Below are 20,208 nucleotides of genomic sequence, written 5' to 3' on the forward strand. Positions count from 1 at the left end.
CTCCCCGGCTTCCGCGACCAGTGAGGGACGTGCCGGAGCATGATCGATTCCGCCAGCCAGGACGAGACCATCGCGCTGGAAGGATTGCGGCAGCCGGCCTCCATCCATATCGACCGCTGGGGCGTCGCGCATCTGCGCGCCGAGAACGAGCATGACCTCTTCATGCTGCAGGGCTTCAACGCGGCGCGCGACCGGCTCTGGCAGATCGACCTCTGGCGCAAGCGCGGCCTCGGGCTGCTCGCCGCGGATTTCGGTCCCGGCTACCTGGCGCAGGACCGCGCCGCGCGCCTCTTTCTCTATCGCGGCGACATGGAGGCGGAGTTCACCGCCTATGCTCCCGATGCCCGCGTCATCTGCGAGGCCTTCGCCGCCGGCATCAACGCCTATGTGGCGCTGACCGAGGCCGAGCCGCACCGCCTGCCCGTCGAGTTCGTCGCCATGGGCACGCGGCCGGCGCGCTGGGCGGCGGAGGATGTCGTGCGCATCCGCAGCCACAGCCTGACGCGCAACGCGATCTCCGAGGTGCTGCGCGCCATCGTGCTGTCGCGCGCCGACCTGGCGACCGACCTGCTGCGCAAGGATCTCGAGCCGATGCGCGAGCCGGTCCGCGCCGAGGGCCTCGACCTCTCCGCCCTCGGCACAGAGGTGCTGACGCAGTTCAGGCTCGCCACCGCCGCCGTCACCTTCTCCCCGGAGCGGCTGGCGGCGCCGCTCGAGGCGTGGCGCCGCTGGACCGGCATCACCGATCTCGGCGAGGTCGTGCAGGGCGCCGAGATGGAGGGCTCCAACAACTGGGCGATCCATGGCAGCCGCACCGAGAGCGGCCGGCCGATCCTGGCCTCCGACCCGCACCGCGCCCATGCCGCGCCCTCGCTGCGCTACATCGTTCATCTGGAGAGCCCGGGCTTCAACGCCATCGGCGCCGGCGAGCCGGCGGTGCCCGGCATCTCGATCGGCCATAACGGCACGGCCGCCTTCGCCCTGACCATCCACGGCGCCGACCAGGAGGATGTCTACGTCTACGAGACCGCGGCGGAGGACCCTGACCTCTACCGCTACGGCGACGGCCAGGAGGCGATGACGGTGCTGCGCGAGCGCTTCGCCGTGAAGCATCATCCCGACCAGGAGTTGTCCCTCCGCTTCACCCGGCACGGGCCCGTCATCGCCGAGGACCGCGCGGCGCGGCGCGCGGTCGCCATCCGCAGCGTCTGGTCCCTGCCCGGCTCGGCCCCCTATCTCGCCAGCCTCACCGCCATGCGGTCGCGCAGCCTCGAGGAGTTCCGCGCCGCGCTGCGCCGCTGGGGCACGCCCTCGGTGAACATGGTCTACGCCGATACCGGCGGCACCATCGCCTGGTCGCCGGCCGGCTACGCGCCGCAGCGGCCGAACTGGGACGGTCTGCTGCCGGTGCCGGGCGATGGCCGCTACGAATGGTCCGGCCTGCTCGACCCGGCGGAGCACCCCTGGCGCGTCGATCCGCTGGAGGGCTTCGTGCACAGCGCCAATGAGCAGAACCTGCCGCCGCACTGGCCGCATGCCGAGAAGACCTATGGCTATGAATGGACCGAGGCCTCCCGTGCCCGGCGCATCCGCGAGGCGCTGACGCGCGGCCCGCTGCTGACGCTGGAGGATTCGGCGGCGCTGCAGACCGACGTGACCTCGCTGCCGGCCCGCCGCCTCTGCGCCCAGCTGCTCTCGCTGCCCCGCGGCGGGGCGCCGGAGCTCTGGGCGGCGCAGACCCTGCTGGAGGACTGGGATCACCGGCTGGACGCCGACAGCCCCGCCGCCGCGCTCTTCGAGGTCCTGCTGACCCGGCACCTGAAGCCGCGCCTGCTGGCCGCGCTGGTCCCGGACGAGTCGCTGCACCCCCTGCTGGTGCCGCAGGACATGGAGAGCCTGCTGCGCGCGCTGGAGCAGCCCGATGACCGTTTCGGCCCCGATCCCGCCCGGGCGCGGGACGCGCTGCTGGCCGAATGCCTGATCGCCGCCTTCCGCGATTGCGAGAGCCGCATGGGCCTCTCGCCGGAGACGTGGCAATGGGGGCGGCTGCACCATGGCTATTTCAGCCATGCCCTGACCGGGCTGGCCAGCGAGAGGGGGGGCTCCCTCGCCGGGCTCGATGTCGGCCCCTACCCCGTCGGCGGCAGCGCGCAGACGCCGATGCACACCGGCTACCGGGCCTCCGACTTCCGCTGCAACTACGGCGCCTCGGTGCGGCTGGTGATGGATGTCGGCGCCTGGGACAACAGCCTCTGCATCAACGCGCCCGGCCAGTCGGGCGACCCGGCCTCGCCGCATTACGCCGACCTGGCGCCGCACTGGGCGCGCGGGGAGTACATGCCCCTGCTTTATACGCGCGAGGCGGTGGACCACATGGTGATGCGCTGCATTCACCTGGAGCCGGCCGGTCCGGACTGACGCTCCGCGACGCAACCCGGGGGCCGGCCCGGGTGTCTGCACCGCAGGAAGTCCCGCAGAGGAGTCACCCCATGGCCACGACACGCTTCGCACCCCCGGGCCCGCTCGGCTTCGGCGGCGCCCCGCTGGGCGACATGTTCGACAAGGTGGACGAGGCCACCGCCCAGGCCACGCTGGAGGCGGCCTGGGACAGCGGCATCCGCTACTACGACACCGCGCCGCATTACGGCGCCGGCCTGTCCGAGTTCCGCTTCGGGCAGATGCTGCGGCAGCGCCCGCGGGACGAGTATGTGCTCTCGACCAAGGTGGGGCGCCTTCTGGTGCCGGACGTCGAGGGCGAGATCGCGCATCCCTTCCGCTCCGCCATGGCCTTCCGCCGCGTGCAGGACTACTCCGCCGCCGGCGCCCGCCGCTCGGTGGAGGACAGCCTGCAGCGCATGGGCATCGGGCGGATCGACATCGTCTACGTCCATGACCTGGCCGCCGACCATCTGGGCGATGCCTGGGAGGAGGCTTTCGCCACCGCGCGCGAAGGAGCCTTCAGGGAACTGATCCGCATGCGCGAGGAGGGGCTCATCAAGGCCTGGGGGATGGGCGTCAACCTCACCGAGCCCTGCATCCGCGCGCTGAAGGAGTCCGACCCCGACGTCTTCCTGCTGGCTGGGCGCTACAGCCTCATCGACCTGGCCGGGCTTGACGAGCTCTTCCCGCTCTGCGCCGAGCGCGGCGCCCATATCGTCGTCGGCGGGCCCTACAATTCCGGGCTGCTCGCCGGCGGCACCACCTTCAACTATGTCGAGGCCGCGCCGGCAGAGGTCGAGGCGCGCAACCGCATCGCCGCCGTCTGCCAGGAGCTTGGCGTCGATCTGCGGGCCGCGGCCTTGCAGTTCTGCGCCGCGCATCCGGTGGTGGCGGCGGTCATCCCCGGCGCCAAGCACCCGGACCGCGTGCGGCAGAACGCGGCGCTGATGCGGGCCCGCATTCCCTCCGCCTTCTGGGCGGCGCTGAAGGCCAAGGGGCTGCTGCCGGAGGATGCACCCACGCCGGGCTGAGGATGGCCTAGTCCCAGTCCGTCAGGGGGCGCCAAAGGGTGATCGGCGGCGCGGCGGCCTCGCGGATCGCCGCCTGCACCTCGGTCTCCAGGGCGGCGAGAAAGCGCGAGCGGTCCGATCCGGCCATCGGCGCGGGCCCGCGCGTGGCGGCGCCGATCTCGCGCAGGTGGCGCGCCACCTCCCGCCCCGCCAGGGCGCTGCCGATGTTGTCGCGTGTCCAGACGCGGCCGTTCGGGGCGAGCGCGCGCGCCTGCCGCGCCAGGCAGCGCGAGGCCAGCGGAATGTCGGCGGTGACGCAGACATCCTGGGCGGCAATATGCTCCGCGATCCAGTCGTCCGCCGCATCGGCCCCTTCGGCCACGATGACCCGACGCACCCAGGACACGTCCGGCAGGCGGATGCCGCGCGAGCCGTTGGAGACGACGTGCACCACGCGGCCGAGCCGCCCGGCCACGCGAAAGACTTCCTCCCGGACCGGGCAGGCGTCGCCGTCCACCCAGACCTCCGGGCCTTCCCGATCCGCATTCATGACCCGCAGGCATAGACGAGGAGCCGCCGCGGGCCAAGCGGGCGGATCCGGGGTGTATCTGGCCCGATCATTGCTTGGCCTTCATCAACCAACGCCACCCACACGGGCTCTTCATCAGGGATGCCCTCATGTTCCGACTGCGTCTGCCTGCCCTCGCGGCGCTGCCTCTCCTCGCCACCATGGCGCTGGCTCCCCCGATCCAGGCACAGCCTGCCCCCGCCGGATCAACCCTGGCCGCCGTGCGGGACAAGGGGCTGCTGGATTGCAGCGCCAACCAGGGTTCGCAAGGCTTCGGCGTGCCGGACAGCCGGGGAGAGCAGCAGGGGCTGGACCCCGACATCTGCCGCGCCGTCGCCGCGGCCGTCCTCGGCCCCGACGCCCGCATCCGCTGGACGGTGCTGACCAGCGCGACCCGCGTCACCGCCCTGCAATCAGGGCAGGTGGACCTCGTCGCCCGTACCTTCACCTGGACCCATGCGCGGGAGATCAGCGCCGGGCTGCAATTCGGCCCCGTGACCTTCTATGACGGCCAGGGCTTCATCGTGCCGAAGCGCAGCGGCGTGAAGCGCGCCGTGGAACTGGACGGCGCTTCGATCTGCGTCAGCGCCGGCTCGACCAACGAGCTGAACCTGGCCGACTGGGCACGCACCAACGGGGTGCGCGTCAACCCCGTGGTCTTCGAGAACCCCACCGACACCCGCTCCGCCTACACCAACAGCCGTTGCGATGCCTATACGCTGGATGCGAGCCAGCTCGCCGGCTTCATCACCAGCCTGCCGCGCGACGAGCACGTCATCCTGCCCGACATCATCTCGAAGGAGCCACTGACCCCGGCGGTGCGCAAGGGCGACGGGCAGTGGTACGACATCGTCCGCTGGACCGTCTTCGCCCTCATCCTGGCCGAGGAGCACGGCATCACCCGCGCCAATGTGGATGCCATGCTGGAGAGCCAGAACCCGGAAGTGCGGCGCCTGCTCGGCGTGGCGGGGGATCACGGGCCGGCCATGGGGCTGGACCGGCGCTGGGCCTACCACGCCATCAAGGCCGTCGGGAATTACGGCGAGATCTTCGAGCGGCACCTCGGCCAGGATTCGCCGCTCGGGCTGGAGCGCGGGCTCAACGCGCTCTGGAACAAGGGAGGGCTGATGTACGCGCCGCCCATCCGCTGAAGCCGGCGCCGGAGGGCGGCCACCGCCGCCCCCCGGCCCGTTTCAGGCCGCGGCCTCGCGCAGCCACTCCGTCATCACCCCGCAGGCGGCGGAGAAGTCCTCCATCCGCATCGCCTCGTGCGGATTGTGGCTGCCGTTCTGGTTGCGGACGAACAGCATGGCCGCCGGAATGCCGGCCGCGGCGAAAGCGGCCGCGTCATGTCCGGCGCCCGAGGCCATCTCCAGGCTCGCCACCCCCGCCGCGCCGGCCGCCCGGGCCAGGGCGGCGCGCAGATCCGCATCCATCGGCGCCGCCACGGAGCCGGTCTCGGGGCCAAGCTCGAAGCGCACGCCGCGCCGCGCCGCGATCGCCGTCACCTGCCGGGCCAGCTCGTCGAAGATGGCATCGACACTGGCCGGGTTCACGCTGCGCACATCCAGCATGAAGGTCGCCTCGCCGGGGATCTTGGTGAAGCCCGCCTCGGCGGTGGTGGCCAGGGTGCAGAAGGTGCAGACCAGCCGGTGGCCCTCCGCCTCCAGCGCGGCCCAGCGGTCGTCCAGCGCCACGGCCAGCTCGGCCAGCGCGATGGCGGCGTCGCGGCGGTAGCGGCGGGGCGTGGCGCCCGAATGGTTGTACTCGCCCAGCACACGGCCCTGGCGCAGCCGCCGGCTGCCCGGAATGCCGGTGACGATGCCGAGCGGCACGCCCTCGCCCTCCAGCAGCGGGCCCTGCTCGATATGCAGCTCCAGGAAGGCGGCGGTGTCCTCGGGCGTGATCACCGCCTCGCCGCGCGCGGCGAAGCCGGGATCGAAGCCTTCCTCACGCATGTGCTCGGCCAGGCTGCGGCCGCTGTCCTGGCGCTTCAGCTCGAGCTCGGCCGCCTTCAGCCGCCCGAGCGCGCCACGGCTGCCGGGATAGGAGGTCGGGAACCAGGCCCCCGCCTCCTCCGCCCGCAGCGCGATCACGGTGATGTCGCGCGCCGGCCGGAAGCCGCCCCGCTTCAGCCCGGCGACGGCGGCGAGCGCCGAGAGCACCCCCGCCGCGCCGTCGAAGTTGCCGCCATTCGGCACGGAATCCATATGGCTGCCGAGCAGCAGGCGCTTCGCCGCGCGATCGGCGCCCGGCAGCGTCATGTGCAGGTTGCCGACCGGATCCGCCGAGACCTCCAGCCCCAGGGCCCCGGCCTCGCGCCGCAGCACCTCATGCGCCATGCGCTCGCCGGGGCCATAGGCCTCGCGGGTGATGCCGATGCCGTCGAAGCTCCGCTCGCGCAGCTCGTCGAAGAGCCGCGCGGCGAGGCCGACATCCGGCACCAGGTTCAGCCGTTCAGACACAGCGCACGGCTCCGCCGTCAATGATATGGACGCGGCCGGTGGTGTAGGCGGCGCGGTCCGAGGCCAGGAAGGCGCCCATCGGGCCGAACTCCCGGGGCTCGCCGTAGCGTCCCACGGGAATGGCGGCGGAACGCTCGGCGACCAGGGCCTCGATGCTCTTGCCTGTCTTCTGCGCCGCCGCCGCCAGGGTCTCGCGCGTGCGATCCGTGGCGAAGGCGCCGGGGGCCAGGATGTTGCAGGTGATGCCCTCGCCGGCCAGCTCGGCCGAGAGCGTCTTGTTCCAGCCGACGATGGCGGCGCGCAGCGTGTTGGACAGCGCGAGACCCGGCAGCGGCTGCACCATGCCGGTCGAGCCCACGGCCAGGATGCGGCCCCACTTCCGCTCGCGCATGGCGGGGAGCAGCCGGTTGGCGATGCGGATCGGCGAGAGGACGATGCGCTGGAACCAGGTGACGAGGTCCTCCTGCTTCATCTCCAGCGCCGAGCAGGTTGGCGGGCCGCCATGGTTGAGCACCAGGATATCGACGCCGCCCAGCGCCGCCACGGCCGCATCGGCCAGCCGGTCCATCTGCGCACCCTCGGCGACATCGGCCGGAATGCCGACGGCCTGCGGCGCGCCCAGCGCCATCAACTCCGCGGCCACGCGATCCAGGCTTTCCTGGCTGCGGCCCGAGACGGCGACCGCCACGCCTTCCGCCGCCAGCGCGTCGGCAATCGACCGGCCCAGCCCCTTCGAGGCCCCCATCACCAGGGCGCGCCGCCCCTGCAGACCCAGATCCATGGTCCCGCTCCTCATCGCGTGTTTCGCGCCGGACCCTGGACGCTTCGCCGCCGCCTGACAACTCCCCTTCGTTTACAATCCTCTCCGGTCCCGCGCCCTCCCGTCCCAACGCCTCTGGCCAGATGCCGGCCGGCGGGTAAGCTGGACGACAAGCCTCGGGAGGAAAGAGAGACCATGGGAGCCACCGCCATGCCGCGACACCGGCTGGTCTGCGTCCGCCGCCTGCCGCCCGCCGTGGCCGCCAGGGCACGCGCGGAATACGACGCCGTGCTGTTCGACGATCGCGACATCGGGCGGGAGGAGTCGCTGGAGCTGCTCGCCGGCCGGGGCGCGGAGGCGCTGCTGTTCAGCTCCGGCTTCGCGCTGGACGCCGCCTATATCGCCGCCATGCCCGACAGCGTGCGGGTCGCCGCCACCTGCTCGGTCGGCTTCGACCATGTCGACGTGGCGGCGGCGAAGGCGCGCGGCCTCGTCGTCACCAACACCCCCGACGTGCTGACCGGCTGCACCGCCGACCTCGCCTTCTCCCTCCTGCTCGCCGCCGCCCGCCGCCTGCCCGAGGCCGACCGGATGATGCGGCAGGACGCCTGGGGCCCCCGCTCGATGGGCGACTTCCTGGGCACCCGCGTCTGGGGCAAGACGCTCGGCATCATCGGCATGGGGCGCATCGGCCGGGCCGTGGCGCGGCGGGCGCGCGGCTTCGACATGCGCGTGCTCTATCATGACGTCGCCCCCCTGCCCCCGGCGCTGGAGGAGGGGGCGCATCACGTGCCCGACCTCGCCGAGCTGCTGCGCCGCAGCCAGTTCGTCTCGCTGCACTGCCCGCTGCTCCCCTCGACCCGGCATCTCCTGAACCGGGAGACCCTCGCCCTGCTGCCACCCGGCGCCATCGTGGTGAATGCCGCGCGTGGCGGCCTAATCGAGGAGGCGGCGCTGATCGAGGCGCTGCGCGAGGGCCGCCTCGCCGCCGCCGGGCTCGATGTCTTCGAGGGCGAGCCGCGCTTCGACCGGCGCTTCATCGACCTGCCCAATGTCGCGCTGGCGCCGCATATCGGCAGCGGCACGGTGGAGACGCGGGACGCCATGGGCTTCCGCTGCCTCGACAACATCGCCGCCGTGCTCGCCGGCCATCCCGCCATCGACCCGCTCTGGAGCTGACCCCGCATGAGCAAGCCCGTCCTGCTTCTGACCCGGCGCTTCCCCGAGGCCGTCGAGGCCCGTGCCCAGCGCGACTACACCACCATCCCCAATCCGGCCGACACGGTGATGGACGGCCCCGCCATCCTGGCCGCGGCGCGTGACGGCGCGGCGGAGGGCATCCTCTGCGCCGCCGGCGACCCGCTCTCGGCCGAGACCATCCAGGCGCTGCCGGACAGCGTCAGGATCATCGCCACCTTCAGTGTCGGCACCGACCATATCGACCTGGCGGCGGCGAAGGCGCGCGGCATCCATGTCACCAACACGCCGGACGTGCTGAGCGTCGCCACCGCCGAGATCGCCATGCTGCTGATCCTGACCGCCGCCCGGCGCGGCGGTGAGGCCGAGCGGATGCTGCGCGCGCGGGAATGGACGGGCTGGGCGCCGACGCAGCTCATGGGCGTGACGCTGGAGGGCAAGACGCTCGGCATCCTCGGCATGGGGCGCATCGGCCAGGCCCTGGCTCGGATGGCGCGCGGCTTCGGCATGGCGGTGCACTACCGCAACCGCAGGCGCCTCTCCCCGCAGGAGGAGCAGGGCGCGGTCTATCACGACAGCGACGAGGGCTTCCTCGGCGCCATCGACGTGCTGTCGATGCACATCCCGGGCGGCGCTGCGACGCGGCACTGGCTGAACGCGGAACGCATCGCACGGCTGAAGCGCGGCGCCATCGTGGTGAACACCGGCCGTGGCACCACCGTCGATGACGCCGCCCTCTGCGCCGCGCTGGAAGCGGGGCATCTGCGCGCCGCCGGGCTCGATGTCTTCGCCGGCGAGCCGCACATCTTCGAGGGCTACCACACCACGCCCAACTTGGTGCTGCTGCCGCATCTGGGCAGCGCCACCATCGAGACCCGCGACGCCATGGGCTTCCGCTGCCTCGACAATCTGGACGCCGTGCTGCGGCGCGGCGCAGCGCCGCTGCACCCCGCCTGACGGCCCCCTCCCCTCCCTGAACAGGACGCCCGCATGCTCTTCGACTTCGACAAGATCCCGACCCGCGAGGCCTACAAGCTCATGGTCTCGACCGTGGTACCGCGCCCGATCGCCTGGGTCGTCAGCCAGGACAAGGCCGGGGTGGTGAACGCCGCCCCCTTCTCCTTCTTCAACGCCTTCGGCGACGATCCGCCGGTGGTCGGCTTCTCCTGCGGCCCGCGCCCCGACGGGCCGGCGGCCAAGGACACGCTGAGCAATATCGAGGCGACCGGCCAGTTCGTGGTCTGCCTGGTGAACGAGGCGATGGGCGAGGCGATGAGCGCGACGGCCGCCGATTTCCCGCCCGAGCTGGACGAGCTGGCCGAGGTCGGCCTCACCGCCGTGCCGAGCACGCGGGTGGCGCCGCCGCGCATCGGCGAAAGTCCCGTGGCGATGGAATGCGAGACCTTCCAGATCGTCCCGGTCGGCCATCACCGGCTGATCCTCGGCCGGGTGCGGGCGCTGCATGTGCGGGACGACTGCGTCTCCAACCCCGAGAAGTACTATATCGACACGCCGAAGCTGGAGCTGCTGGGCCGCATGCACGGCCGTGGCTGGTATGCCCGCACCACCGACAGGATCGATATCCCGCGCGTCAGCTTTGCCCAGTGGCAGGAGAGGAAGGCCGGCAAGGGCTGAAGCCGCCCCCCGGCGCGCCGCCCCTCAGGGCCCGCGCTTCGTCGCCGCCGGCAGGCGCGCGGCGACGAAGCGCGCGATGGCCGGGCTGACCAGCATGACGATGAGGAAGCGGGCCGTCTGCATCGCCATGACGAAGGCGAGGTCGGCGCCGCTGGCGGCGGCGATGATGGCCACCGAATCCAGTCCGCCCGGGCTGGTGGCGAGATAGGCGGTGAGCGGGTCGATCCCCATGACGGCGCTGAGCAGCAGGCCGAAGGCGCCGCAGAAGGCGATGAGCGCCAGCATGGACGCCGCGATGCGCGGCAGGGCCCGCGCGACATGCAGCAGGATCTGCCGCGTGAAGCGCAGCCCGATGCTCCAGCCGATGGCGGCATAGCTGATCGCCAGCAGCCAGGGGGGCAGGACGATGGTCAGCATCCCGGCCGATTGCAGCGCCGCCGCCAGCGCCATCGGCAGCAGCACCGGGCCGGCGGGAATCGGCAGCACCTTTCCCAGCGCGGCGCTGCCCAGCCCGACCGCCAGGACGGCGGCGAGGTCCGCCGGATCGACCGCGGGGAACCAGGGCACCGCCGCCACATCGGGCACCGGCAGGGCCCAGAACCGCGCCACCAGGGTGGCCGCCAGAGCGACCAGCACGACCCGCAGATAGATCATCACCGCCACCAGGCGGACATCGGCGCCATGCGCCTCCGCCATCACCATCATGGCGGAGGCCGCGCCGGGCGCCGAACCCCAGACGGCGGCGGTGCCCGGCAGGACCTGCCGCCGCGCCAGGAGCCAGCCGAGGAAGCTGCTGGCGCCGATGGCCGAGAACACGCCCAGCAGGAAAACCGGCCAGTCGGCCGCGATCTCCCTCAGGATGTCCGGCGTGATGGCACGGGCGATCAGGCAGCCGATCACCCCCTGGGCCAGGGCGAAGGGCCAGGGGCCGAGGCGCAGCCCGGTATCCCCCATGGCGACCAGGATGGCGGCGCCCATGCAGCCCAGCAGCATCGCGGCCGGCAGCCCCAGCAGCTCCAGCATCAGCACCACCGGCACCGAGACCAGGAGCAGCACGGCCCACTGCCCCCCCAAGGGAAGACCGCGAAGGCTGGGGAGACCGCCCTGTCTCAAGAAGACGGCGCCTCAGCGCGGGGCCGAGGCGGCACGGGGCACGCGGCTCAGGCAAGGGGTCATGAGGGCATCCAACATCCGAAGGTCGGGCCGCCCGGTATGCTGCGCCGCACACCGGACGGTCAAGCCTGGCCCCTTCCTCCCCCCTTGGAGGGGCGGCTCAGGCGCCGATGGCGCGCAGCCTCGGCTTGCGGCTGGCCTCGATCAACTCCTCATAGACGGAGACATAGTCCTCGGCCATGCGGCGGGCGGTGAAGCGCTGCTCGAAGCGGGCCCGCACCTGGCCGCGGTCCAGCGAGGGGATGCGGGCGACCGCCGCCACCGCCTCGTCCTCGTTCTCGACGATGAAGCCGGTCAGCCCGTCCTCCATCACCTCGGGCACCGAGCCCCGACGCATGGCGATGACCGGCGTGCCGCAGGCCATGGCCTCGATCATCACCAGCCCGAAGGGCTCCGGCCAGTCGATCGGGAACAGCAGGGCATGGGCGCCGGAGAGGAAATCGGGCTTCTGGCAGTCGCTGATCTCGCCGATGAACTCGACATGGCCCTGGCCCAGCAGCGGCGCGATCTCGCGCTCGTAATAGGCGCGGTCGGCGCTGTCGATCTTGGCGGCGACCTTCAGCGTCACCCCGGCGCGGGCGGCGATGCGGATGGCCTTGTCCAGCCCCTTCTCCGGCGAGACGCGGCCGAGAAAGGCGAAGTAGCTCTGGTCGACCGGCTGCGGCGTCAGTCGGTCCTTCGGCATGCCGTGCAGCACGGTGCGCACCCAGTTCAGATCGGGGATCGGCAGGCGCTGGTGATCGGAGATGGAGACATAGGGCGTGTGGCCGTAGGTCTCGTAGATCATCTTGAACTCGGGCAGATCGAGCCGGCCGTGCAGCGTCGTCAGGAAGGGCGTGCGCTGACGGTCGAGCAGGCCCAGCGGGAAGTAGTCGATATGGGAGTGGATGACGTCGAACTCGCCGGCGCGCTGCGCCACCTGCTCGACCATGCGCATGTAATGCGCCACCCAGTCCTTCACCGTCGGGTCGAGACGCAGCGCCTCGCCGCGCATGGCGGCGAGCTTGGCCGCCGTCACGGAATCCCCGCTGGCGAACAGGGTGACGTCGTGGCCCATGGCCACCAACTCTTCCGTCAGCGAGGACACCACCCGCTCGGTGCCGCCGTACAACTTGGGCGGAACGGCCTCGAACAGCGGCGCGATTTGAGCGATACGCATCTAGCGATCCCTTTTTCTCAGCACGGAGACTACCGTTACTTGAAACAGGCGCCGTTTGACTTGACCGAACGGGAGACTACCTGTACTCAGCCGGTAAACTACAAATCCAATATGGCGAAAAGTGGGCTGTCTTGACTGCGATCCCACCCCTGCGGCGCTCGGCCACGGCCTTCCTCCTCGACTATGTGGCCCGCCGGAAGGCGGGACATGCCCTGGTGTTCGGGACGGTCCTGGCCGCCATACTCTGCGCGGTTTCGACGCAGTATGGGCTCAAGCACCTCATCGACCGGCTGGCCGCCGGGCCCGTCGGGTCCCTGGATGGAATCTGGCCCGCCTTCCTGTTCCTCTGCGCCCTGATCCTGGCCGACAGCCTGCTCTGGCGCCTGGCCGGCTGGGCGGCCGCGCGCAGCTTCACCGCCGTCGGCGGCGATATCCGCCGTGACCTGTTCGGCCATCTGGCCGGCCAGGACCCCGGCTACTTCGCCGACCGGCTTCCCGGCGCCCTGGCGGCGCGCGTCTCCGCCACCGCCCAGGCCGCCTTCACGGTGGAGAACACCCTGGCCTGGAACGTGGTTCCACCGCTCGGCGCGATTCTCATCGCCATCGGCTTCACCGCGACGGTCCATCCGCCCCTGGCCCTCGCCCTCGGGCTGCTGGCCGGGCTGATCGCCGCGCTGATGTACCGCCTGGCGCGGCGTGGCATGCCGCTGCACCGCCGCCTCGCCACGCGCAGCGCCATGGTGGACGGGGAACTCGTGGATGTCGTGGGCAACATCGGCACCGTGCGCGCCTTCGGCGCGCTGGGGCGGGAGAAGGCGCGCCTGACCGGCTTCATCGGCGCCGAGATCGCCGCGCACCGGGCCAGCCTCTACAACATGGAGAGGCTGCGGCTGGTTCATGCGCTGCTCACCGCCCTGCTGACCGCCGCCGTGCTCGCCGCCGCGCTCGCCCTCTGGCAGCAGGGCCGCGCCAGCATCGGCGACGTCGCGCTGCTCGCCACCCTGTCGCTGACCATCCTCAACGGCACGCGCGACATCGCCGTGGCGGCGGTCGATCTCACCCAGCAGATGGCGCGGCTGGCCGAGGCCACCGAGACGCTGCTGATCCCGCATGCCCTGGCCGAGCGGCCGGACGCGGTGCCGCTGCGCCGTCACGCTCTCCCGGATGCCCTCCCTGGCGCGGTCCCTGGCGCGGTCGCCTTCGAGGCGGTGCGCTTCGCCTATCCCGGGCGGCCCGCCGTGCTGGACGGGCTCAGCCTCGCCATCCCCGCCGGTCAGCGCGTCGGGCTGGTGGGCTATTCGGGCGCGGGCAAGTCCACCCTGCTCGCCCTGCTGCAACGCTTCCACGACCCGGCCGCGGGCCGTGTCATGATCGACGGGCAGGATCTGCGCGGTGTGACGCTGGACAGCCTGCACGCCGCCCTGGCGGTGGTGCCGCAGGACACGGCGCTGTTCCACCGCTCGGTGCTGGAGAACATCCGCTATGGCCGGCCTGGCGCGGACGAGGTGGCGGTGCGGCAGGCGGCCGAGGCGGCGCAATGCCTCGGCTTCATCGAGGCGCTTCCGCAGGGCTTCGACACGCTGGTCGGCAATCGCGGCGTCCGGCTGTCGGGCGGGCAGCGCCAGCGCCTGGCCATCGCCCGGGCGCTGCTGAAGGACGCGCCGATCCTGCTGCTCGACGAGGCGACCAGCGCGCTGGACAGCGAATCCGAGCGGGCCGTCCAGGCGGCTCTGGACCGGCTGATGCGGGGCCGGACCGTCATCGCCGTCGCCCACCGCCTCTCGACCCTGCAAAATTTCGACAGAATCATCGTGATGAATGCCGGCAGGATCGAGCAGGACGGCGCTCCCCAGGAGCTGGCCGGCCGGCCCGGTCCCTATCAGGAATTGCTGCGGCGGCAGCAGGCCGGCCTCCTGCCGGAGCTGCCCGCGGTCTGAGGGACGAGGCACGCGCATGTCGCGACTGGTCGTGGTTTCCAACCGTGTCGCCCCGATCACCGAGGGCGAAGCCACCGCGGGCGGCCTCGCCGCCGGCGTGATGGACGCACTGCGCCACAGCGGCGGCTTGTGGTTCGGCTGGTCCGGCAACACGGTGCCGGACGTGGTGCCGCCGGGCACCCTGCCCCCCGGCCTGCCCCCGGCCATTGCCCGCAGCGGGCCGGTGACGCTCTACACCACCGATCTGACGCGCCGCGACTACGATGACTACTATCGCGGCTTCGCCAATGGCACGCTCTGGCCGATCCTGCACGACCAGACGGCGCTGTCCCGCTTCGATCGCGGGGAGTTCGCCGGCTATCGCCGGGTCAACGCGCATTTCGCCCGCCATCTGGCCGATCTCATCGGCCCGGAGGACGTGATCTGGGCGCATGACTACCACCTGCTCGGCCTGGCCGAGGCGCTGCGCGCGCTGGGCGTCACGAACCGCATCGGCCTGTTCCTGCACACGCCCTGGCCGGCTCCCTCCGTGCTGATGGCGGTGCCGGCCCATGCCGAGCTGCTCCGCGCCATGACGCATTATGACCTGATCGGTTTCCAGACGGAGCGCGACCGCCAGGCCTTCGGCGATTACGTCCGCCGGGAGATGGGGGGAGAGGAACTGCCGGGCGGGGTGTTCCGCGTCCGGGAGCGGAGCCTGCGGACCGGCGTCTATCCGATCGGCGTGCAGGTGGAGGCGCTGCGCGCCGAGGCGCGCACCGCCGGGGCGGAACGGCTGCCGGCGCTGCGCGCCAGCCTGGCCGGGCGCTCCCTGGTGATGAGCGTCGACCGCCTGGATTACTCGAAGGGGCTGCGGCAGCGCTTCCGTGCCTATGAGCGCTTCCTCGCCGAGCACCCGGACTGGCACCGCCGCGTCGAGTTCCTGCAGATCGCCCCGCCCTCGCGCGCCGATGTCGAGGCCTACCAGGTGATCCGCCGCGAGCTGGAGGGCGAGGCCGGGCGCATCAACGGGCGCTTCGCCGAGCTGGACTGGACGCCGCTGCGCTATCTGAACCGGAGCTTCCCGCGCAACGCGCTGATGCCGCTCTACGCCGCCGCGCGGGTCGGACTGGTGACGCCGCTGCGCGATGGCATGAACCTCGTGGCCAAAGAGTATGTCGCGGCGCAGGACCCGGAGGACCCCGGCGTGCTGGTCCTCTCGCAGTTCGCCGGCGCGGCCTGCGAGATGGCCTCGGCCCTGCTGGTCAATCCGCATGACGAGGCGGGCGTCGCCGCCGCTCTGGAGCAGGCGCTCGCCATGCCGCTGGCGGAGCGGCGGGAGCGGCATGCCGATCTGCTGGCGGTGATGCGGCGGAACAGCCTGGAGCGCTGGCGCGACCGTTTCGTGGCCGATCTCCGGGGCCTTCCCACAGCGGCCCAGGCCGCCTGAAACCGCCATCCGGCGGGCGCCATGTTCTTTTTTTGATCCCTCCCCTGGCCGGCCGGCGAAGGCCGGGGCAAAGTGCCGGCATGCGCATCTATCTCGCCGGCCCCGACGTTTTCCTGCCCGATGCCGCCCTGGTGGCGGCGCAGAAGAAGCGTATCTGCGCGGAGCATGGCGCGACGGGCGTCTTCCCGACCGACCCGGTCGAGGACGCCGCCGCCGATGCCGCGACCGAGCGGTTTCTCGAGATCTATCTGCGCAACGAGGCGCATATCCGTGCTTGCGATGCGCTGATCGCCAACCTGACCCCCTTCCGCGGGCCCTCGGCCGATGCCGGGACGATCTATGAACTCGGCTTCATGCGCGCCCTCGGTCGGCCGGTCCATGGCTATGCCAATGTCGCGCAGGATTTCACGTGCCGCACGCGCGCCTTCCTCGGCCCTCTGGCGCGGCAGGATGCCACGGGCCGCTGGGTCGATGAGGAAGGGCTCCATCTGGAAGACTTCGGCTGCCACGACAATCTGATGATCGATGGCGGCATCCGCGCGGCGGGCGGCGCGCTGTTCACCCGGGCGGTGCCGCCGGAGCGCCGCTGGCACGATCTGGAGGCCTTCGAGGCCTGCGTGCGCGTCCTGATGGAACGCTGACCGCGAATCATCACGCGCCTCCCGCCATGGCCCCCTGGCATCGCCGCAAGGCAACTCCATCTGAGCTTCAGCGTTACATTGTTCAAAGAGGAGTATCGCTCATGGCCCTGCATGCCACCCGCAACGACCTCGGCGAGAATGCCAAGAAGGTCGCCGTCAATGTCCTGAATGGCACCCTGGTCGACATGAACGACCTGACCAACTGCGTCCGCATGGCGCACTGGACGATGAAGGGTCCGAACTTCATCGGTCTGCACACCATGCTGGAGGGCTTCTACAACGAGCTCTTCGCCGGCGCCGACGACGTGGCGGAACGGATCGTCCAGCTGGGCGGCACGCCCGACGGCACCAGCCAGCTGATCAGCGACAAGAGCCGGCTCAAGCCCTATTCGCAGGCGACCACCTACACGATGGACCATGTGAAGGAGCTGGCCGACCGCTTCGCCGCCTTCGCCAAGTCCGTCCGCGAGGGGATCGACAGCACCGATGAGGCGGGCGACGCCGACACCGCCGATCTCCTGACCGCCCTGTCGCGCGACATCGACAAGAAGCTCTGGATGCTGGAAGCGCATCTGGAGAAGTAAGGCGGCATCCCGCCGCGGGCGGACGCGTCGAGGGGCCGGGGATTTCCCCGGCCCTTTTTCCTGCCGGGGTTGCGGGGTCCGGCCTCCCTTCGCTAGTTTGCCCGGCGAAGGTGTGAACAAGACATGAACGATCTCTTCGGCGGCGGCGGCGCCAAGTCCCAGCCAGGCACATCCTACTCGGCCAAGGACATCGAGGTTCTGGAGGGGCTGGAGCCCGTGCGGCGCCGGCCGGGCATGTATATCGGCGGCACGGACGAGAATGCGCTGCACCACCTCGCCGCCGAGGTGCTCGACAACGCCATGGACGAGGCCGTGGCGGGCCACGCCGACCGCATCGAGGTCACGCTCGAGGCTGGCAATCTGTTCACCGTGCGCGACAACGGGCGCGGCATCCCGACCGACCCGCATCCGAAGTTTCCCAAGCTCTCCGCCCTGGAGGTGATTCTCACCACCCTGCATTCGGGCGGCAAGTTCTCCGGCAAGGCCTATGACACCTCCGGTGGGCTGCACGGCGTCGGCAGCTCTGTGGTCAATGCCCTGTCGGAGCGGCTGGAGGTGGAGGTGGCGCGCGACCGCACCCTCTTCACCCAGGCCTATGCGCGCGGCAAGCCGCTGGGGCCGTTGAAGAACGCCGGGCCGGTGCACAACCGGCGGGGCACCACCATCCGCTTCCGGCCCGATCCGGAGATCTTCGGCGCGCAGCAGTTCTCGGCGACGCGCCTGTTCCGCCTCTGCCGCTCGAAGGCCTATCTCTTCCGCGGCGTCGAGATCCGCTGGTCCTGCGATCCGGCCCTGGTGAAGGACGACACCCCGTCACAGGCGATCCTGCACTTCCCGGGCGGCCTCTCGGACTTCCTGGCGGCCGCGGTCGAGGCCGCCGGCACCGTCATCCCCACCCCCTGGGCCGGCGAGACGAGCTTTCCGGGCGGCGCCGGGCGGGCCGAATGGGCGGTGACCTGGCTGGAACGGGGCGAGGGCTTCCTCCACACCTACGCCAACACCATCCCGACGCCGCAGGGCGGTACGCACGAGGCCGGCCTGCGCGCGGCACTGGTGAAGGGGCTCCGCGCCTATGGCGAGCTGAAGAAGGAGCGGCGTGCCGCCAGCGTCACCGCCGAGGATATCCTGGGCGGCCTGGCCGGCATGCTGTCCGTCTTCATCCGCGAGCCGCAGTTCCAGGGCCAGACCAAGGACAAGCTGACCTCGCCCGAGGCGGCGAAGCTGGTCGAGGCCGGCCTGCGCGACCACTTCGACCACTGGCTGGCGGGCGATCCGGCCACCGCCGGCAATCTCCTCGCCTTCGCCATCGAGCGGGCCGAGGAGCGCATCCGTCGTCGCGAGCAGAAGGACACGCCCCGCAAGACCGCGACCCGCCGCCTGCGCCTGCCCGGCAAGCTCGCCGACTGCTCGCGCGAGTCGGCGGACGGCACGGAGCTTTTCCTGGTCGAGGGCGATTCGGCCGGTGGCTCGGCCAAGCAGGCGCGCGACCGCGAGACCCAGGCGGTGCTGCCCCTGCGCGGCAAGATCCTGAACGTCGCCTCGGCCAGCGCCGACAAGCTGCGGCAGAACCAGGAGCTGAAGGACCTGATCGAGGCGCTGGGCTGTGGCGCCGGCGAGCGCTTCGACCTCGCCCGCCTGCGCTACGGCCGTGTCGTCATCATGACCGACGCCGATGTGGACGGCGCGCACATCGCCGCCCTGCTGATGACCTTCTTCTACAAGGAACTGCCCGAGCTGGTGCGCCAGGGCCGGGTCTATCTGGCGCAGCCGCCGCTCTACCGCCTCGCCACTGCTGGTAAGACCCTCTACGCCATGGATGACGCGGAGCGCGAGAAGCTGCTCAGGAAGGCGTTCAAGCCGAACCAGAAGGTCGAGGTAAGCCGCTTCAAGGGCCTGGGCGAGATGCCGCCCGCCTCCCTGAAGGAGACCACCATGGATCCGCGCAAGCGGACCCTTCTGCGGGTGGTGCTGCCGTCGGAGGAGCGGGCCGCCACCTCCGAGCTGATCGAGGCCCTGATGGGCCGCAGGCCCGAGCTGCGCTTCCGCTTCATCCAGGAGAATGCCGCGCGCCTGGACCTGGAGGCGGTGGACGCCTGATTATAAGCGCGCACCAAACGGGAGACTCCGGCGCCATTCAGTAGACTGGCGCTCTCCTAACCCGTTGCTTTCATTGACAAAGGGCGCGGAATCCTCGCGCCCTTTTTGCTTGCCGAAACGCGGCGAGACCCTGCGCAAGCAGAGTCATCCGGCGCTGGCCTTCCGCCCAAGGAAAACGACAGGTTTCACCCTGCGCGTGCTGCAATCGGCGCCAGAGTCTCCCGTTTACCTTGCGTTATGGGAAGCAGCTCTGAACCCGGCGCCGTGATCGCCAATGAACTCGACGCCCTGCTCGCCAGCGTCCCCCCGCTGTTCGCCGAGGGCATCTCGACGTTTGCTTATGAAGTGGTCGAGCTCGAGATGGAGCAACTGGCTGCAGCGCGGGCGAAGGCGACGGCGTGGCTTGAGAAGGCACGTATCCGCAACGACGGTAACGATGTGGCATGCATTGCGGCGATTGCGGTCCTGGATGCCCGACAGGCACGAGTTATGGAGGGGCTCCGCACCCTATTGCGGCTGCAAGCGTACCTCGAGCGCAGGCGCGACCACATTGTGCCGCCATCGTCGGTGTCGCCCAAGAGCAAGCCTGACAGCAAGAACAGCCGCGTGCGAGATCGGGTCGCCGCCATCCTTGCAGAAGGCGGCCCGACACACCGGACGGAGCTCCTCAAGGTCGTACTGGCGGACGGTCTCCTGGGTGCGGAGCAACGCCCCATGAATCGACTGGCATCAATTCTGGCCAGCAATGGCCACCTATTCGGCTCCGACTCCAGGGGGACATACTTCCTGTTGAGCCCCGAGCCCGAGGAACAGACCCGGTCGCCTAGTCGTACCGGTCTGTCAGCGGGACGCCGCCCGGCGTTTCCCACGTCGCAACCGGAGCAAGGAGATGATGGCCATGCGAGCGCGTGCGCCGTTTATAATACCTAAGGCGGGCCTTCCCGCCTGAAATCCAGACTGTAGCCGCAGACTGAACGCAAGAAGGCACCCCTACCTGGATCTGACCATCCAGGTAGGGGCACCTCTTGTCTTAGCGCCTAGTCGCACCGTCATCAGAACGTGGCCAGGATCCCTTGGGTTGCACAGATGGCACCGGCAACCCGGTTCCTGAGGT

17 protein-coding genes are annotated in these 20,208 nt (G+C 70.9%); 12 read left to right on the top strand and 5 right to left on the bottom strand.

All coding sequences use genetic code 11. The features are described 5' to 3' along the window. Nucleotides 1-39: 39 nt before the first annotated feature. The gene (locus D9598_RS18265; protein WP_198367993.1) at nucleotides 40-2,418 is read left to right on the top strand and encodes a penicillin acylase family protein; all 2,379 of its coding nucleotides are present in this window, start codon (nucleotides 40-42) and stop codon (nucleotides 2,416-2,418) included. Between the two features lie 71 nt (nucleotides 2,419-2,489). Continuing rightward, a complete protein-coding gene (locus tag D9598_RS18270; RefSeq protein ID WP_198367994.1) occupies nucleotides 2,490-3,470 on the top strand; it encodes an aldo/keto reductase in 981 nt (326 codons plus the stop codon). Between the two features lie 7 nt (nucleotides 3,471-3,477). Here the strand turns inward: D9598_RS18270 and D9598_RS18275 are convergent, their stop codons facing one another. Next, a complete protein-coding gene (locus D9598_RS18275) occupies nucleotides 3,478-3,999 on the bottom strand; it encodes a YaiI/YqxD family protein (protein WP_198367995.1) in 522 nt (173 codons plus the stop codon). 128 nt (nucleotides 4,000-4,127) lie between these two features. On the opposite strand from D9598_RS18275, the gene D9598_RS18280 reads away from it, so the two are divergent. Next, nucleotides 4,128-5,168, top strand: a complete 1,041-nt coding sequence (locus D9598_RS18280) for an amino acid ABC transporter substrate-binding protein (RefSeq protein WP_198367996.1) — start codon at nucleotides 4,128-4,130, stop codon at nucleotides 5,166-5,168. A gap of 42 nt (nucleotides 5,169-5,210) precedes the next feature. On the opposite strand, the gene D9598_RS18285 is transcribed toward D9598_RS18280, so the two are convergent. Beyond that, the gene (locus D9598_RS18285) at nucleotides 5,211-6,482 is read right to left on the bottom strand and encodes a hydantoinase/carbamoylase family amidase (RefSeq protein ID WP_370592080.1); all 1,272 of its coding nucleotides are present in this window, start codon (nucleotides 6,480-6,482) and stop codon (nucleotides 5,211-5,213) included. Continuing rightward, nucleotides 6,475-7,263: an SDR family oxidoreductase gene (locus D9598_RS18290; protein WP_198367998.1), complete on the bottom strand. Its 789-nt coding sequence runs from the start codon at nucleotides 7,261-7,263 to the stop codon at nucleotides 6,475-6,477. The genes D9598_RS18285 and D9598_RS18290 overlap by 8 nt, the downstream gene beginning before the upstream one ends. A gap of 174 nt (nucleotides 7,264-7,437) precedes the next feature. Here D9598_RS18290 and D9598_RS18295 point away from each other — a divergent pair, with 174 nt between their 5' ends. The 3 genes from D9598_RS18295 to D9598_RS18305 are packed head-to-tail and all read left to right on the top strand — an operon-like array spanning nucleotide 7,438 to nucleotide 10,074. Further along, nucleotides 7,438-8,421 (top strand): D-glycerate dehydrogenase, encoded by a 984-nt coding sequence (locus tag D9598_RS18295; protein ID WP_198367999.1) that lies wholly within the window; start codon nucleotides 7,438-7,440, stop codon nucleotides 8,419-8,421. A 6-nt stretch (nucleotides 8,422-8,427) separates the two neighbouring features. Further along, nucleotides 8,428-9,396: a D-glycerate dehydrogenase gene (locus D9598_RS18300; protein WP_198368000.1), complete on the top strand. Its 969-nt coding sequence runs from the start codon at nucleotides 8,428-8,430 to the stop codon at nucleotides 9,394-9,396. Nucleotides 9,397-9,429: 33 nt separating this feature from the next. After that, nucleotides 9,430-10,074, top strand: coding sequence for a flavin reductase family protein (locus D9598_RS18305; protein ID WP_198368001.1), 645 nt, complete (start codon nucleotides 9,430-9,432; stop codon nucleotides 10,072-10,074). A 24-nt stretch (nucleotides 10,075-10,098) separates the two neighbouring features. Here the strand turns inward: D9598_RS18305 and D9598_RS18310 are convergent, their stop codons facing one another. Then, nucleotides 10,099-11,130: an AbrB family transcriptional regulator gene (locus tag D9598_RS18310; protein WP_370592081.1), complete on the bottom strand. Its 1,032-nt coding sequence runs from the start codon at nucleotides 11,128-11,130 to the stop codon at nucleotides 10,099-10,101. 217 nt (nucleotides 11,131-11,347) lie between these two features. Then, nucleotides 11,348-12,406: a glycosyltransferase family 4 protein gene (locus D9598_RS18315; RefSeq protein ID WP_198368002.1), complete on the bottom strand. Its 1,059-nt coding sequence runs from the start codon at nucleotides 12,404-12,406 to the stop codon at nucleotides 11,348-11,350. A gap of 131 nt (nucleotides 12,407-12,537) precedes the next feature. Between D9598_RS18315 and D9598_RS18320 the strand changes: the two genes are divergently transcribed. The 6 genes from D9598_RS18320 to D9598_RS18345 all read left to right on the top strand — a co-directional run bounded on the left by D9598_RS18320 (nucleotide 12,538) and on the right by D9598_RS18345 (nucleotide 20,024). Beyond that, nucleotides 12,538-14,343 (top strand): ABC transporter ATP-binding protein, encoded by a 1,806-nt coding sequence (locus D9598_RS18320; RefSeq protein WP_232477423.1) that lies wholly within the window; start codon nucleotides 12,538-12,540, stop codon nucleotides 14,341-14,343. Between the two features lie 16 nt (nucleotides 14,344-14,359). Further along, a complete protein-coding gene (locus D9598_RS18325) occupies nucleotides 14,360-15,772 on the top strand; it encodes a trehalose-6-phosphate synthase (RefSeq protein ID WP_198368003.1) in 1,413 nt (470 codons plus the stop codon). 80 nt (nucleotides 15,773-15,852) lie between these two features. Beyond that, entirely contained in the window at nucleotides 15,853-16,413 is a 561-nt protein-coding gene (locus tag D9598_RS18330) for a nucleoside 2-deoxyribosyltransferase (protein WP_198368004.1), read from the top strand. A 101-nt stretch (nucleotides 16,414-16,514) separates the two neighbouring features. After that, nucleotides 16,515-16,997 (top strand): DNA starvation/stationary phase protection protein Dps, encoded by a 483-nt coding sequence (gene dps, locus D9598_RS18335; protein ID WP_198368005.1) that lies wholly within the window; start codon nucleotides 16,515-16,517, stop codon nucleotides 16,995-16,997. 123 nt (nucleotides 16,998-17,120) lie between these two features. Then, nucleotides 17,121-19,094: a DNA topoisomerase IV subunit B gene (gene parE / locus D9598_RS18340; RefSeq protein ID WP_198368006.1), complete on the top strand. Its 1,974-nt coding sequence runs from the start codon at nucleotides 17,121-17,123 to the stop codon at nucleotides 19,092-19,094. 264 nt (nucleotides 19,095-19,358) lie between these two features. Next, the gene (locus D9598_RS18345) at nucleotides 19,359-20,024 is read left to right on the top strand and encodes a hypothetical protein (protein WP_099095918.1); all 666 of its coding nucleotides are present in this window, start codon (nucleotides 19,359-19,361) and stop codon (nucleotides 20,022-20,024) included. Nucleotides 20,025-20,208 lie beyond the last annotated feature (184 nt).

It is taken from the genome of Roseomonas sp. KE0001 (assembly GCF_016107285.1).
In the GTDB taxonomy this organism is placed as follows: Bacteria; Pseudomonadota; Alphaproteobacteria; order Acetobacterales; family Acetobacteraceae; genus Pseudoroseomonas.